We start from the raw sequence: 14,849 nt of genomic DNA on the forward strand, positions 1-14,849 counted from the left end.
TTTGGGCATCGACGAACGCCGCGGCGGAGAGCCCCGGCCCCCCAAAGCCCCCACCCAGCCCCCAGGAGACCACCATGATCCGCACCTCGCTGCTCGCCGGTTTCGCCACGCTCGCCCTGCTGTCGGCGCCGGCCATGGCGCAGAACATCACCAGCCTGAACAACACGGCGGCCGGGATCGGCAACGTGGCCAAGCAGAACGCCTTCACGATGCAGCGGGGCGGCGGGTTCCTCGGCGGTCCGAACGTGGTGACGATGGGCAACACGGCGGCCGGCGTCGGCAACCTGGCGGTTCAGAACGGCACGGTTCTGCAGAAGACGCCGCGGGTCGGCCCGCTGGGCGCGCCGGTCGGCGGGCCGAACATGTTCGACGCCAACAACCTGGCCGCCGGCGTCGGCAACTTCGCCAAGCAGAACGCCTACGGCATCCAGAAGTAAGACGGCCCCCGGCCCCCTCATCCCCATCCATCGTCCAGACCCCCGGCCGGACCCCTCCGGCCGGGGGTCGCCGCGTGCAGAGAACAGCCGCGCCGTCACGGCGCTTCACCGGTCATCCCTTTATGCCGTCGCCTGTGAGGCGGGCCACAGCGGCCGGGCGCCGGCCCGACTAGCGTGGGGCGCATGAACCAAGCTGGAGCATCGGGCTCCGGCCGCACAAGGAGGTTTCGCATGCTCCACCGTTCCCTGGGCGCCGCCGTCGCCGCGCTTGCCCTGCTGTCGGCCCCGGCCATGGCCCAGAACATCCCCAACGGTCTGGTCGGCACCAACGTGACCAATTCCATGAACATGGCCGCCGGCATCGGCAACACCGCCAAGCAGAAGACCACGAGCCTGCAGGCGTCGCCGTTCGGGTCGCTGGTCAACACCAATGTGGCCAACTCCACCAACGTCGCCGCCGGCATCGGCAACACCGCCAAGCAGAAGACCACCGGCATCCAAAGCAATGGCGTCCATGTCGGGCTGAACTTCACGGGCCGCGGGCCCCTGGTCAGCACCGACGTGAGCACCGCCGCCAACGTCGCCGCCGGCATCGGCAACACCGCCAAGCAGCGGAGCCTCGGCGTCCAGCGCTGACCTCCCGGCAGATGGCCGACCGGTCCCGGGCCAAGGGGCCGGTCGCCGCGCTAGTCTTGTTCCTATCCCGAACCAGGAGGCGTCCATGCCCAGGATTGCCGCTCTCCTTCCCGTCGTCGCCGCTGTGCTGCTGCTGTCGTCCGGCGCCCATGCCGAAAGCCTGAGCTGCCAGACGGTCAACGGCCAGACCATGTGCATGCGCGGCTCAGGGTCGCTGAGCTGCCAGACGGTGAACGGCCAGACCATCTGCCAGCAAGGGTCCGGCTCCCTGACCTGCCAGACCGTCAACAAGCGCACCGTCTGCTCGTCCGACCCCAAGGCCGTTCCGGGACCGGAGGCGATGCCCCAACTTCCGCCCGATCTGAAGGGCAGCCTCGATCAGGACGTCACCGTGGAGCAGGACGGCGGCAAGCTCCGCGTCCGCGCCGGAGGCGTCGACGTGCGCATCGAATAGGTCACGGGCGGGGAATCCGGTTTTCAAGCGCCGGCTTCCACCGACCTGTCCGGGGATGAAGAATGCTCAAGCGTGGCTTCGCCAGGGAAACTGGCGGAGCCATAAGGCTTTTGGGGCATCCTGTCCGGTCGGGCCGCGGCCGTTTTCCGCACAACTTCTCCGCACAAGCTTCCCGCACGCGGCAACCCCCGGCCGGAGGGTGTCCGGCCGGGGGGTCTGGAAGATGGATGGGGATGAGGGGGCCGGGGGCCGTCTTACTTCTGGATGCCGAAGGCGTTCTGCTTGGCGAAGTTGCCGACGCCGGCGGCCAGGTTGTTGGCGTCGAACATGTTCGGCCCGCCGACCGGCGCGCCCAGCGGGCCGACCCGCGGCGTCTTCTGCAGCACCGTGCCGTTCTGCACCGCCAGGTTGCCGACGCCCGCCGCCGTGTTGCCCATCGTCACCACGTTCGGCCCGCCGAGGAACCCGCCGCCCTTCTGCATCGTGAAGGCGTTCTGCTTGGCCACGTTGCCGATCCCGGCCGCCGTGTTGTTCAGGCTGGTGATGTTCTGCGCCATGGCCGGCGCCGACAGCAGGGCGAGCGTGGCGAAACCGGCGAGCAGCGAGGTGCGGATCATGGTGGTCTCCTGGGGCTGGGTGGGGGCTTTGGGGGGCCGGGGCTCTCCGCCGCGGCGTTCGTCGATGACCAAACCCTACCCAAACCCCGCCACACCGGCTGTGAACCGCCCCACACCAGCCCGCGCTTTCCAAACAGCCCGGTCACGAAACCGGCGTCATCCGACCCAACGCCATCAGGACCGATGCGGGATCAGGTCCGCGGGACGGGCCAGGGAAAAGATGCCGTCCACGAACTCGAAGCGGTCGCGGTGGCCGACATAGCCATGTGACCATCAAGTCGAAATGGCAGGGAGCAGGTAGAACCGAGATTGATTGCCCACCCACCAGTCAGCTAGCTTCTTCTCCGAAGACGCTCGACCGGGCACCTGGTATCCACACCGCGATACAGTTTCAATGACAAACGCGTCCGTCATGCCGCTCACCGTTACGGGCCGTCTCGCCATCTCCGCACCGAGCGCCGCCCCTCCAGCCATGCGGTCGACAGGGGTGTAAGCCAAGCCCCGCCGCCACGGTGTGGCCGCCACGCCAGAAATCGACGCAAAAACATCGGATGTCAATATTGCGAATTCCTAAGATATACACCGCTCTGTCGATTGCATTCATTCCGGCAATACTGATAATTCTTGATGTCTTTGGCCCATTTCTGACAAACCCTCTGTACCTGTACAGCGGTCTCGGCATTGGTGTCGGCTCAGCGCTGCTGCCCGGATTGCCCACGATCGACCCGAACGTCGGCACGACGTCGCTTTCGCTGGGCGCGCGAGCCGCGTTCGACGTGCTGTCCGGCCGCCTGCCGCTTTGGAATCACTTCGAGGGGCTGGGGGCGCCGCTGCTGGGTGAAATGCAGTCGGCCGCCCTTTTTCCGCCGACGTGGCTGCTGGCCTTGCCGCACGGGCAGGTGATCGAGCACGCGTTGCTGCAGGCGTTGGCCGGAACCGGCACCTACCTGTTCCTGCGGGCGTTCGGCCTGCGCAGGGGGGCCGCTCTGGCCGCCGCCCTTCTGTTCGAGGTGAACGGCGTTTTCGCGTGGCTGCGCAACGCGGTCTTCAATCCGGTGGCGTTCCTGCCCTGGCTGTTCCTCACCATCGAATCCCTGCGGGCCGCCGCCATCGCCGAGGCCCCCCTGTCCGGGCGCCTGCCGCCGGTCTGCCTGGGCGCCGCCATGGCCGCCATGGCGCTGTATGCCGGCTTTCCGGAACAGGTGTATCTCTACGCGATCCTGCTGATCGGCTGGGTGGTGTTCCGCAGCGCCGGCATGGACGCCCGGCAGATCCGGCGCTTCGTCCTGGACCTGCTGCTGACGGCCCTTCTGGCGGCCGCCCTCAGCGCACCGCTTCTTCTGGCTTTTGCCGAATTCCTGACCGAAGCCGCCTTGTCGGGACACAGCGAGCACGGCTTCTACGGAGTCTGGCTCCCCTCCGCCGCGCTTCTGCACTATGTGATGCCGTACGTCTACGGGCCGATTTTCGACTCTCCGGTCCCCGTCATCAGGTCCGTGTGGTCGGCCATCGGCGGATACATCGGCTTCATGCCGGTGGTCCTGGCTTTCGCCGGGGTGTTCCTGGCCGACCGGCGGCCGGTGAAGGTGCTGCTGGTGGCGTGGATCGTCATCGCCGTCGGGGTAAGCCACGGCTTGCCGGGGGTCTACCAGGCCTTCATGGCCTTGCCCCTGGCGAGGATCGCCGCGTCGTTCCGCTACCTGAATCCGAGTTGGATTTTCTGCTTCGCCGTCCTCGCCGCCTTGTTCCTCGACCGGGTTCCGGATCTGCCGCGGCCGGTCTTGAGGCGGGTCATGGCCGGGGCGGTCGCCGCCGCCCTGCTGTCGGTCGCCCTGGCCGCGGTGCCGGCCTTTCCGGCGATCGGCGATCTCTGGAAGATCGCGACCGACGTGCAGGCGGGTTTCCTCATCGGCGCGTTCGTCGCCGTGGCGCTGCTCTCCGGCGCAACCTTGTGGGCCTCGCGCCGTGCGGAGACGGGACGGGTCGCCATCCTGCTCTCGGCGCTTCTCATAGGGGAGGCGACGGCGTGGTTCCTGGTTCCCTATCTGTCTTACCCGCGCACGGGCACGCTCGACGCTGACGCCGTTGCCTTCCTGAAGGCGAACATCGGCTTCCAACGGGTCGCCGAGACGGCCGGGCACCGCCTGGGGCCGAATTACGGAAGCCTTTTCGGCATCGCGACGCTTCATTACGACGATCTTCCGGCGCCGCAGCGCACGGCCGACCACATCCGGAATCACCTGGACCCTTATGCCAACCCGACGGTCTTCCAGCCCTGGTTCCCCTATCTGGAACCGGAGCAGCGCGCCGACCGGGAGACGCTGTTCCGCGAACGCCTTCCCCGCTACGCCCAGGCCGGCGTGAAGTACGTGCTCGGCGGGCCAGACATCGGCGCCGAAACGGCCGTCCGCCTGGAACCGCAGGGGCACACGCCCCACGCCGTCGCGGCGGGCGAGTGGGTCGAGATGACCGGCCGCCTGCCGTCCGGACGCGCCATGGACGTGTCGGAGGTCTCCCTGCTGGTCGCGACCTACGGCAACACGGCGGACGGTTGGGCGAAGGTGACGCTCTGCGTGCACGGCGACTGCGCCGACGGGGTGTCGGACATCGGCCAGGCGCAGGACAACAGCCCGCTGACCGTCGGGCTGTCCCGCCCGGTGCGCATCGCCGCCGGCCAGGACTACACCGTGCGCTTCGAAAAGCTGGACGGCGAACGGCCCCTGGCGCTGTGGATCCGGCCGAAGGCCGACGCCACGCCCTTTTCGGCCGCCGGGCCGGGCGGCCCCCTCAAGGACGGCTACGCGCCGGAGGTGCGGTTCACCACCCACACCGGCCTGACGCCCGTCCATCGAAGCCCGACCATGGTCGTCTACGAGATTCCGGGGGTACGGGATTACGTCTCGGCCGAAGGCTGCACGCTGACCCCAGTGACGCGGGATCGCGTCGACACCGTTTGCACGCGCCCATCCACGCTGGTCCGCCTGGAGGTGCACATGCACGGCTGGCGGGCGACCGTCAACGGGACGCCCGTGCCGATCGGATTGTCCGACGACACGTTCCAGACCATTGAACTGCCGGCGGGGGCCGCGCGGGTGGACTTCACCTACGCGCCGACGGGAATGAACGCCGCTCTCGCCGCGGCGGCGGCCGCCCTGCTTCTGATCCTCGCCGTCCTGGCCCGCAGCCTCGGCGCCCGTCTTGCCGCAGCGATCCGGGGACGGCCGGAGCGGGCGGCCGCGCCGGGCGGGGCGACGCGGTGAGCGGATGCGCTATTTCGCCGTCCCGGACGCGGCTTCCCCACCCGGATCCCGCGGGGGCGGCGCCAGGAACCGCTCCATCGGCAGCTGGATCACGTCGGCCTGCGGCGAGCCCGGCGCCGGCAGGCCGGGCACGATCTGGACATGGGCGTAGCGGTTGAAGAGCTGGTTGAAGGCGGCGTCGCCCATCTCCGGGAAGTAGGGCCGGAAGAAGCCCAGCGCGGGCGCGATCTGGACATGCTGGAGCGACCGGTAGCCCAACCCCTGCATCAGCGCCCCCGGCAGCATGCCGCCGCGCAGGACCCAGCCCTGGGGGTGGGCGGCGGCGCTCTCGGCGAAGGCCGCGGTCACCGGCGTGGCCGGCCGGTGGAAGATCGGCCAGGCGGACTGGATCGGGTTGAAGCCGCCGAAGCCGACCGCGTTGACGGCCAGGGCGCAGAGGATCAGGGCGAAGCCGCCCTGCGCCGCGGGCAGCATCCCGCGCGCGCCCAGCCAGACCACGACGGCGAGCGGCGGCAGGATGGCGAGGTCGGTGAGGTTGTTCGCCAGCCGGCCCGCGAGGTTGTCCAGGCCGCCGTTCGCCGCCGCCCAGGCCAGCCCCACGGTCAGCGCCGCGACGGCGAAGCGCCCCCAGGACAGCCGCACCGCTGCGGCCCGCAGCAGCACGAGCGCGAGGACGAGCAGAAGCAGGCCCGCGGCGAAGACCATGCGGTTGCCCGGCACCTTGTCCCACAGCAGGACACGCCCCCAGCCGCTCGGGACCGGGGCCAGCATCCAGACCGACATCAGCGCGAAGGCGGCCAGCGGCAGGGCAAGCTGGCGCAGCAGCGCCGTGCGCGCAGGCCCGCCCTGGCGCAGGACCGTCCCGAGCCGGCCATAGTCGAGGAACACCAGCGCCAGCAGCAGAAGGTAACTTCCCCCCGTCGCCACCTCGCAGATGTTCAGGCCGAGCAGATCCCGGTAGTCGTCCGTGCTGACCAGGAACGGAAGGAACTGGGCGAGGTAGAGCGGCAGCGGCACGCCGCCGCCGCCCAGCGAGCGCGAGCCGGGATAGACCGTCGCCGCCATGGCCCGGATCGGCTCATGCAGGTAGAGCCCGGTCAGCCCGATGCCGACCGCGGCCCCGAGCAGGCAGGGCAGAAGCCTGCGCGGGCGCAGGGCGTCGGGCCGGAAGGCGAGCAGCAGCGCCCCGCCGGCGAAGGCCAGCGGAATGACGACGGGGGGATACAGGTGGCTGAGCAGCCAGAAGGCCGTCACATAGGCCATCAGCGCCGCGTGCAGATGCCAGGGCAGCCGGGCGAGGGCGGCCAGAAGCAGCCAGGGGAAGATCGCCAGGAGCGGCCCCGTCGTCGTCCACCAGAACTGGGCGTAGCTGGTGAAGAACAGCGCGCAGGACGCCGCCGCCGACCAGGCCCGGCCGAAGCCGAAGGCGACGAACAGGCGATGGTAGCCGGCCAGGAACAGGACGATGAAGACGGCGTGCGAGAAGGAGAAGGCCCAGGCCGGGTCGACCGCGAAGAAGGGCCAGAACTGCGGCTTGAACGCCAGCCCCCAGTCGAGCAGCGGCAGGGCGTTGAAGTTGCGCAGGTCCTCGGCGTAGGGAGACAGCGCGTTGAAACGTCCGAAGCCGTTGTTGACCGCGATCTGGACGAAGGGCGTCCACACCGCCCATTCGTCGGACCGGATCGGCTTCGGCGTGCCGGCCACCAGCCCCTCGCCCGGCGCCCCGATCCCGCCGAGCGCCACCCCGTAGGACGACGGGGTCCAGCCGAGCGCCGTGTAGACCAGGCCGGCCAGGACGACGGCCAGGACGAAGACGTCCGGCCAGGACCGGCTCCGCTCCCGGCCGGGGAAAGCCACCGCAACCGTTGCAAGAATTCGGGACAGGCGTTCCATGGTCGTATCGGCCGTTTCGATCGGGCTTAAGTCGGTGCGGAGCCTGCTTATCCCAGCGTCACCGTGGCGTCATGGGGAAAAGTTGTTCACTTCCTCATTCGGGCCCTCATTCCCGCGAACTCTCGGTGCGCATCCGGGCGGCGCTTCGGACGGGCGGGGCGGGCGGGCGAAGCCGGCGCCCCGGATGCTGTACTTTCCCCTCTTCCCATGCTACAAGGCCGAAAAGGTCTTGGCCGCAGACGCCGGACGGTCTTGGAACGTATAGTTTAGATCATTCGATGAAAGATCCTTGGGCTGTACCATGTACTCTCTAATAATTCCGGTCTATAAAAACGAAGGATCAATTCCGGAACTTATTATTGCTATCGATGATCTGAATCGGGATCTTGGTCATCAGCTGGAAGCCGTGTTCGTTGTCGACGGCAGCCCGGACAACTCGTACCGTGAGCTGGCGGACCGCCTGGCCAAGGCGACGTTCCGGTCCACCGTCATCTGCCTTTCCCGCAACTTCGGCTCCTTTGCGGCGATCCGGACCGGCCTGGCCGCGGCGACCGGCCCGCTGTTTGCCGTCATGGCCGCCGATCTCCAGGAACCGCCGGAGCTCGTGCGGGACATGTTCATCGCCTTGCGCGACGAGGGGATCGACGTCGCGCTGGGCGTTCGGGCCTCACGCGGGGATCCCGGGCTCAGCAAGCTGTTCTCGTCCCTGTTCTGGACCGTCTATTGCCGCTTCATCCAGCGCGAGATGCCGCAGGGCGGGGTGGACATGTTCGGGTGCAACCAGAAGGTTCGGGACTGCCTGCTGGCGCTGGAGGAGTCCAACAGCACCCTGGTCGGGCTGCTGCTCTGGATCGGCTTCAAGCGCCGGGAGATCCCCTACCATCGCCGCGCACGGGCCGTCGGAAAGAGCGGGTGGACCTTCCGCCGCAAGTTCCGCTACATGACCGACAGCATGTTCGCCTTCTCCAATCTGCCGATCATCACGCTGAACGTCGTCGGGTTCCTCGGCGTCGTGGCCTCGATCCTGATCGGAAGCGTCGTCCTTCTGTTCTGGGCGTTCGGCCTGATCGACGTCTCCGGCTACACGCCGATCATGCTCAGCATCATGTTCTTCGGCGCTTTGAACATCTTCGGCCTCGGCCTGCTCGGTTCGTACATCTGGCGAACCTTCGAGAACACCAAGCGCCGGCCGAACTTCATCGAAATGTCACGCGAGCACTTTCTAGGTGGCCCCCCGCAATGAGCGTCTTCGTCCATCCCCAGGGCTTGTGCGAGTCCGAAACCATCGGTGACGGAACCCGGATCTGGGCGTTTGCCCATGTCCTGCCGGGAGCCCGGATCGGCCGCGACTGCAACATCTGCGACCATGTGTTCATCGAGAACGACGTGGTGGTCGGTGACCGCGTGACGATCAAGTGCGGCGTCCAGCTGTGGGACGGCGTGCGCCTGGAGGACGACGTCTTCGTCGGGCCCAACGTCACCTTCACCAACGACCCGTTTCCGCGCAGCAAGATCTATCCCGAACGCTTCGCGCAGACGGTCGTCGCGCGCGGCGCCTCGATCGGGGCCAACGCCACCATCCTGCCCGGCGTGCGGATCGGCGCCAACGCCATGGTCGGGGCGGGGGCGGTCGTGACGCGGGACGTCCCGGCCAACGCGGTCATCGTCGGCAACCCCGCGACCATCGTGAACTACGCGAACGCGGTCCACGACACCCCCGCCACCTTCAACACGACCCAGCAGGTCGGGGTGCGGGAGTGCTCGGTGCCCGGCGTGACCGTGCACACCTTCCCCCTGGTGGGCGACATGCGCGGCAAGCTGACGGTGGGCGAGTTCACCGACCAGGTGCCGTTCGTTCCCAAGCGCTTCTTCATGGTCTTCGACGTGCCCGGGCGCAACGTCCGCGGCCAGCACGCGCACAAGGTCTGCCACCAGTTCCTGATCTGCACGCACGGGTCCTGCTCGGTCATGGTCGACGACGGCACCCGGCGCGAGGAGATCCGGCTCGACTCCCCCAACCTGGCGGTCTACATGCCGCCGATGATCTGGGGCGTGCAGTACAAATATTCGCCCGACGCCGTCCTGCTGGTGTTCGCGTCCGATCCCTACGATGCGAACGACTATGTCCGGGACTACGACGAGTTCCTGGCCCTCCTCGCCAAGGACCCGCCGGCGCGTCCCTGACGCCCCTTTCACCCGCCCCGCAAGGACTCCTCACAAGAGGGTTATCGCTCCCGATGACGAACACGGTCATTCCCCAGACGGATCCCAAGGCCGCCTATCTGGAGCAGCGCTCCGCCATCGACCAGGCGATCACGCGCGTGCTGGAAAGCGGATGGTACATCCTGGGACGCGAGGTTTCCGCGTTCGAGCAGGAGTTCGCCGCCTTCAACGGGGCCGCGCACGGCATCGGCGTGGCCAACGGCACGGACGCCCTGGTGCTCGGCCTGCGCGCCCTCGGCGTGGGGCCGGGAGACGCAGTGGTGACCGTCTCGCACACCGCCGTCGCCACGGTCGCCGCCGTCGAGCTGACGGGCGCCTTGCCCGTCCTGGTCGACGTCGACGCCTGCCACGGCATGGACCCCGACCAGCTGGAGGAGGTGCTGAACGGGCGCCTGGCCGGCGGTGCCCGCCTGTCCTCGCCCGTCAAGGCGATCGTCCCGGTCCATCTGTACGGCCATCCCGTCGCCCTGGACCGCATCATGGACATCGCGGCGCGCTTCGGCGTGCCGGTGCTGGAGGACTGCTCCCAGGCCCACGGCGCCACGTTCGACGGCCGGATCGTCGGCACCTTCGGCGCCATCGCCGCCTTCAGCCTCTACCCCACCAAGAATCTGGGCGCGCTCGGCGACGGCGGCGTCCTGGTGACGAACGACGCGGCCCTGGCGGAGCGGCTCCGCCACCTGCGGGAATACGGCTGGAAGGAGCGCTACATCAGCCACGACGCCGGGCACAACAGCCGGCTCGACGAACTCCAGGCGGCCATCCTGCGCGTGAAGCTGGAAAGGCTGGGCGCGCACAACGCCCGCCGGCAGGCCATCGCGGAGGCCTACGACCGCGGTCTGGACGGCCTGCCGCTCGACCTTCCGCGCCGGCGCCCGAACACCGTTCCCGTCTTCCACCAGTATGTCGTGACGACGCCGAACCGCGACGCCCTACGCACGGCGCTGCAGGCGCGCGGCGTCATGACCAACATCCATTACCCGGCACCCGTCCATCTCCAGCCCGCCTATCGGGACCGCCTTCCCCTCGGCCCGGGAGGGCTGCCGCAGACGGAGCGCATGGCGGGCCTGGTCCTCAGCCTGCCCATGTACCCCCAGCTCGGCGACGAGGCGGTTGCGTCCGTCGTCGCGGCGCTGCGCGACGTCGCGCCTACCCTGTAATGTGCGATGCGCCGCCGCAAGACGAGTCCATGATCGGCCCGACCGGAGCGTGACGTGAGCCAGACCGCCTTCCTTCGGCCTTCCAGCCCCGGCGCGCGCGCGGATCTTGCGGCCGCCAGGCTGGACAACCCGGCCTGGCACGGCCTCGCCGCGGCCGTGGTGCTGTTCGGGCTGAACGTGGCGCTCTTCCCCGGGCATTGGTCGGGGGTGACGTCGTTCACCTTCGACTTCTTCATGCACTACTACGCCGTCGCAGCCTATTGGATGGCGTCGGTCGGCGCCGGCGAATGGCCGCACTGGGTCCCGTACCAGTCCTACGGCTACCCCTTGGCGATGAACCTCCAGGCGGGGATACACTACCCTCCCTTCTGGTTCTTCCCGGCCAGCGGCATCCCGTACGACCTGCACGCGGCGAACATCGTCCAGCTCCTGCATGTCTATGCCGGCGCGCTGGGGATGTACCGGCTCACGCGGGTCCAGTTCCGGTCGAGCCTCATCGCGTTCCTGGCCGCGGTCTGCTACCACCTCTACGGCGGCTTCTTCACCAACGCCGAGCATCCGGACATCGTCCGGGCGTTCGCGCTGTTCCCCTGGCTGTTCTGGGCCTTCCTGCTGGCGGACCGTCCGGGGGTCCCGCTGCGCCTGAAGGGGTTCGCCTACACGTCGACGCTGCGGTGGCGCAGCCTGCTCATCCCGCCGCTCCTGTACCTGTTCATCGTCGGCAGCTATCCCGGCTGCATGATCGCCGGCCTGCTCTGCCTGTCGGTGTTCGTCCTGGTCCAGGTCGCCACGGCGGTGGCGCGGCGCCAGGGCAGCGGCGTCCTGCTGGATGCGGCCGTGCTCGGCGGGCTGACCCTGATCGGCGTCGCCATGGCCGCGGCCTACCTTCTGCCCGGCTTCCGGCTGAGCGGCGAGCTGGTGCGCTCCGCCGTCACGCAGCAGCTCGCCCGCCAGCATCTGAGCCCGGAGCAGCTCGGCAGCCTCCTCTACTCGTCGGCCGGCCTCGGGCCCGACATGTCGATGCTCGGCATGCAGATTCCGGTGGTCGTCGCGATCTTCCTGCCGTTCCTGCGGCCGTCCGACCTGCTCCGCCATCTTTCCTTCCTGGCGGTCGGCGCGGTGGCGGCGGTGATGTGCCTCAGCACCCTGGCGCCGCTCTCCTCGGCGCTGGTGGCCCTCGTCCCTCCGCTCGGCTATTCCCGCTTTGCGGCCGGCGATTACCGGACCCTGCTCTACATGGCGGTGCTCTTCCTGGCGCTGTCCGGGTTCGACAACCTGCGCCGCTCGCCCGAGCCGCTGTCCCGGCAGCGCCTGATCGTGCTGGCGGGAACGGCCTTCGCCGTCGTGCTGGGCGGCGTCCTGTGCCTGATCCTCGTGGTTCCGGACGCCTGGGCCCCCTTCTTCCGCTCCGCGCTCATGATGCAGGCCGCCGTCCTGGCCGTGACGCTGGCGGTGCTGGCGTGGATGCGGCGATGGCCCCGGCCGCGGCTTGCCCTGTCCCTGATCGTGCCGGTGCTGGCGGCCGTGTCCGCTTGGCCCGTCCTGGACTCCATGTCGTCCTACTGGAAGACCCCGCTTCCGATCGGCATGTACGAGGCGAACGGGATCCGCGACCGCCTGGGGAACGAGCCGGGCAACGCCGGCCTCTTCCGGAAGCCACTGGCTGAGCGGCCGGCCCGCCTGGCGGTGCCGAGGTTGCTGGACCTGTCCTGGCGCGGCTATTTCACCGGCGACTTCATGACGGCGGATCTGACTGGATCGCTGCCCAAGAATTACGCGGTCGTGGAGAGCGATCCGGCGCTGAAGAGCTTCATGATGCAGCCGAGCCGCCTCCTGGCCTTCGATTGCGCCCGCGTGGCCTGCGACCAGCCGGCCGTGGACGGCGTCGACCTGAACGACGCAACCGGTTCCGCCGAGGCGGACGTCTCCCTGCGCACGCTGTCCTTCGCGCGCAACGGCATCGTCCACGACATCGCTCTGCCCCGGCGGATGCTGGTGGTGGAGAACGAGGCCTTCGCACCGGGATGGACGGCCAAGATCAGCGGCGCCGGCAATCGGCTGGAGCCCGTGCGGGTCAATGGCGCGCTGCGCGGCTGGGTCCTGCCGGCCGGGCATTACCAGCTTTCCACCTCCTACCAGACCCCTCTTTTCCGGTGGGGCATGGGGATTTCCCTGGCCATGCTGGCGGCGTGGCTGCTGGCCGTGGGCGTCTACGCCCGCGCGCGCCGGTCCGCGCGGACGGTGCGCGCTCCGGCGGCGCAGACAGCCGCCGCCTGAAGCCAGCCCGCTCCAGCCGCAGACACGACACGACGACACGCAGGCGCACATGTTTCACTACGCAGCACTCGGGATATCGATCCTTCTCGGCGTCGGGGGGCAGATCCTGCTCAAGAAGGGAGCGATGGAGAGCGCGACCTTCGCACGGCAGCTGTTCCACCTCCCGACGCTGATGGGCTTGTCCCTGTACGTCGCCTCGGCGTTGCTTTACCTGATCGCCCTGCGCCGGCTGCCGGTGTCCATCGCCTTTCCAAGCGTGTCCCTGTCGTACGTGGCCGTCGCGGTGCTCGGCAACCTGGCCTTCCAGGAGCCGCTGGGGGCCCAGCAGCTGCTGGGCATCGCCGTGATCGTCAGCGGCGTCGTCCTGCTGTCCTGGAGCTGATACGGCCGGATTACATCCCGTCCCTTCTGGAAATCTCTTTTTCGTATTCCAAGAACACCCTCTCGAACTCTCCGTTGGCCGTGTCGAAGGTCAGGTAGCAGGGGGTGTTCTGGCCGTAATCCTGCAGCCCGATCTGGACCGCCGGGACGCGCCCTTCGAACTGCTCCGCCCAGGCCGAAACGGCCAGGAGCAGCGCAACCACGGCAAGCGAGGCAAGGGCCCGGCGTATGGGAAGGGTCTCCTCGCCGCGCACGATGGCCCAGCCGTACCCCGCCGCCAAACAGGCCAGGATCGCCATCGGGATCGCGGCAAAGCGCGTTTCCACGGCGGTCACGGCGTTGAGGATGCAGGAACCCAGGAAGACGGCCACGACGAAGGTGACCGGCAAGGCCCACGCCCGCGCCTGCGCCGGCCATGCCCTTCGGAGAAGGGAGAGCATGCGCCACAGGCCAAAGACCAGGATGGAGAAGACCGCCGCCCGGTGCAGCCAAGCGTATGAAGGCCACAGATCGTAAATGTAGGTGAACGGCGTTCGCGCGTTGAATCCCATGAAGACATGGCCGAGCAGGGTGGCCGCGCCCTGGACCGGGTGGGCAAGGTACCACTCCAGCCACCCCCCGGCCGGCAGCGGCGGGGTGAAGAACGGATTGATCGTGTTCCAGGGGGCGGGCAAATTCCAACGCGCCGTTCCGCCGGACACGGTCATGATGGTGTCGTACTTCCACACCAATATCCCATACGCGCCCTGGAAGGCCCCCAGGCGGCAGGCGGGCAGGATCGCCCATTCGCCGACCGACCGGGCCGCATAGGCCGCCTGCGGCCCCCAGACGAGCAGCCCGGCGCCGACGAAGGAGAGGATGGCGCAAGCCGCAAGCCGCCGCCGGACGCCGGACCAAGCCGGCGAGACCACCAGGGCGAGGGCCACAGCGAGGTGCCAGCCGATGGTGACCGGCAGGTTCCCGGGACGGACCATCAGCGCAAGGGCGGCCAGCATGGCCCCGGCGACGAGGGCCGCTTCGCTCCACACCGGGCGATAGCGCCCCGATGCCTGCACGGCCAGGGCGGCCAGGGCGACCGCGATCGGCAGGGAAAGCCCTTCCGTGAGGACGTCCGTGACCAGGGCCAGCCCGAGCGGAAGGAGGAGGAGGCCGCTTACGGCTCCGAGCGCGGCGGCTTCGCCGACACGCCGCAATGCGGCGCCCAGCCACAAGGTGGCGCCGGCGTAGAGGATCCACTGCACGCCCCCCGCCACGGCGGCCAGCCGATCGAACGACCATCCGGAAAGAAAGCTGAGAGCGTACAGGAATAGGGGGTAGCCGTATGTCCGGATGGTCCCGAAGTCATGCATCACCCCGTCTATCCGAAAGCGGAACGCCAGGAACCTGTACACCACGGAGTCGGCAGAAGAAGGATATAGCGCGTACTTATAAATAAAAAGAACTGAAGATATCGCCGATACCACCAGAATGGCCGATAAACACTTTCTGTAATTCATTTCAAGTCCATAACT

The 14,849-nt window shown here is 68.5% G+C and carries 12 protein-coding genes; 9 read left to right on the plus strand and 3 right to left on the minus strand.

The features are described 5' to 3' along the window. Positions 1-74: 74 nt before the first annotated feature. The 3 genes from J2851_RS20580 (at position 75) to J2851_RS20590 (ending at position 1,527) form a co-directional block, all read left to right on the plus strand. Positions 75-437, plus strand: coding sequence for a hypothetical protein (locus J2851_RS20580; protein ID WP_209768537.1), 363 nt, complete (start codon positions 75-77; stop codon positions 435-437). Between the two features lie 231 nt (positions 438-668). Then, positions 669-1,073 (plus strand): hypothetical protein, encoded by a 405-nt coding sequence (locus tag J2851_RS20585; RefSeq protein WP_209768538.1) that lies wholly within the window; start codon positions 669-671, stop codon positions 1,071-1,073. Between the two features lie 85 nt (positions 1,074-1,158). Further along, positions 1,159-1,527 (plus strand): hypothetical protein, encoded by a 369-nt coding sequence (locus tag J2851_RS20590; protein WP_209768539.1) that lies wholly within the window; start codon positions 1,159-1,161, stop codon positions 1,525-1,527. 254 nt (positions 1,528-1,781) lie between these two features. Here J2851_RS20590 and J2851_RS20595 read toward each other — a convergent pair whose 3' ends face one another. Then, a complete protein-coding gene (locus J2851_RS20595; protein ID WP_209768540.1) occupies positions 1,782-2,144 on the minus strand; it encodes a hypothetical protein in 363 nt (120 codons plus the stop codon). A 710-nt stretch (positions 2,145-2,854) separates the two neighbouring features. Here J2851_RS20595 and J2851_RS20600 point away from each other — a divergent pair. After that, positions 2,855-5,404, plus strand: coding sequence for a hypothetical protein (locus tag J2851_RS20600; RefSeq protein ID WP_209768541.1), 2,550 nt, complete (start codon positions 2,855-2,857; stop codon positions 5,402-5,404). A 9-nt stretch (positions 5,405-5,413) separates the two neighbouring features. On the opposite strand, the gene J2851_RS20605 is transcribed toward J2851_RS20600, so the two are convergent. Beyond that, complete coding sequence (locus J2851_RS20605) at positions 5,414-7,297, minus strand: DUF7657 domain-containing protein (RefSeq protein WP_209768542.1); 1,884 nt, start codon at positions 7,295-7,297, stop codon at positions 5,414-5,416. Between the two features lie 301 nt (positions 7,298-7,598). On the opposite strand from J2851_RS20605, the gene J2851_RS20610 reads away from it, so the two are divergent. Genes J2851_RS20610 through J2851_RS20630 form a run of 5 tightly spaced genes read left to right on the plus strand, consistent with a single transcriptional unit; the run spans position 7,599 to position 13,339 of the window. Next, the gene (locus J2851_RS20610; protein ID WP_246500813.1) at positions 7,599-8,540 is read left to right on the plus strand and encodes a glycosyltransferase family 2 protein; all 942 of its coding nucleotides are present in this window, start codon (positions 7,599-7,601) and stop codon (positions 8,538-8,540) included. Continuing rightward, the gene (locus tag J2851_RS36365) at positions 8,537-9,481 is read left to right on the plus strand and encodes a WxcM-like domain-containing protein (protein WP_209768545.1); all 945 of its coding nucleotides are present in this window, start codon (positions 8,537-8,539) and stop codon (positions 9,479-9,481) included. Before J2851_RS20610 ends, J2851_RS36365 begins: the two co-directional genes overlap by 4 nt. Positions 9,482-9,534: 53 nt before the next feature. Then, positions 9,535-10,680, plus strand: coding sequence for a DegT/DnrJ/EryC1/StrS family aminotransferase (locus J2851_RS20620; RefSeq protein WP_209768547.1), 1,146 nt, complete (start codon positions 9,535-9,537; stop codon positions 10,678-10,680). Positions 10,681-10,734: 54 nt separating this feature from the next. Next, positions 10,735-12,957, plus strand: coding sequence for a glycosyltransferase family protein (locus J2851_RS20625; RefSeq protein WP_209768549.1), 2,223 nt, complete (start codon positions 10,735-10,737; stop codon positions 12,955-12,957). A 49-nt stretch (positions 12,958-13,006) separates the two neighbouring features. Continuing rightward, positions 13,007-13,339 carry a DMT family transporter gene (locus J2851_RS20630; RefSeq protein WP_209768551.1) on the plus strand — a complete coding sequence of 111 codons (333 nt, stop codon included), beginning with the start codon at positions 13,007-13,009 and terminating at the stop codon, positions 13,337-13,339. Between the two features lie 10 nt (positions 13,340-13,349). Here the strand turns inward: J2851_RS20630 and J2851_RS20635 are convergent, their stop codons facing one another. Beyond that, positions 13,350-14,834, minus strand: a complete 1,485-nt coding sequence (locus J2851_RS20635; protein ID WP_209768554.1) for a hypothetical protein — start codon at positions 14,832-14,834, stop codon at positions 13,350-13,352. Positions 14,835-14,849 lie beyond the last annotated feature (15 nt).

This window comes from Azospirillum rugosum (assembly GCF_017876155.1).
Taxonomy (GTDB): domain Bacteria; phylum Pseudomonadota; class Alphaproteobacteria; order Azospirillales; family Azospirillaceae; genus Azospirillum; species Azospirillum rugosum.

Bases quoted from the DNA above. Each gene is read 5' to 3' on its own strand.
- J2851_RS20595 (WP_209768540.1), bottom strand. From the start codon at position 2,144: ATGATCCGCACCTCGCTGCTCGCCGGTTTCGCCACGCTCGCCCTGCTG.
- J2851_RS20630 (WP_209768551.1), top strand. From the start codon at position 13,007: ATGTTTCACTACGCAGCACTCGGGATATCGATCCTTCTCGGCGTCGGG.
- J2851_RS20620 (WP_209768547.1), top strand. From the start codon at position 9,535: ATGACGAACACGGTCATTCCCCAGACGGATCCCAAGGCCGCCTATCTG.
- J2851_RS36365 (WP_209768545.1), top strand. From the start codon at position 8,537: ATGAGCGTCTTCGTCCATCCCCAGGGCTTGTGCGAGTCCGAAACCATC.
- J2851_RS20585 (WP_209768538.1), top strand. From the start codon at position 669: ATGCTCCACCGTTCCCTGGGCGCCGCCGTCGCCGCGCTTGCCCTGCTG.
- J2851_RS20605 (WP_209768542.1), bottom strand. From the start codon at position 7,297: ATGGAACGCCTGTCCCGAATTCTTGCAACGGTTGCGGTGGCTTTCCCC.
- J2851_RS20580 (WP_209768537.1), top strand. From the start codon at position 75: ATGATCCGCACCTCGCTGCTCGCCGGTTTCGCCACGCTCGCCCTGCTG.
- J2851_RS20590 (WP_209768539.1), top strand. From the start codon at position 1,159: ATGCCCAGGATTGCCGCTCTCCTTCCCGTCGTCGCCGCTGTGCTGCTG.
- J2851_RS20610 (WP_246500813.1), top strand. From the start codon at position 7,599: ATGTACTCTCTAATAATTCCGGTCTATAAAAACGAAGGATCAATTCCG.
- J2851_RS20635 (WP_209768554.1), bottom strand. From the start codon at position 14,834: ATGAATTACAGAAAGTGTTTATCGGCCATTCTGGTGGTATCGGCGATA.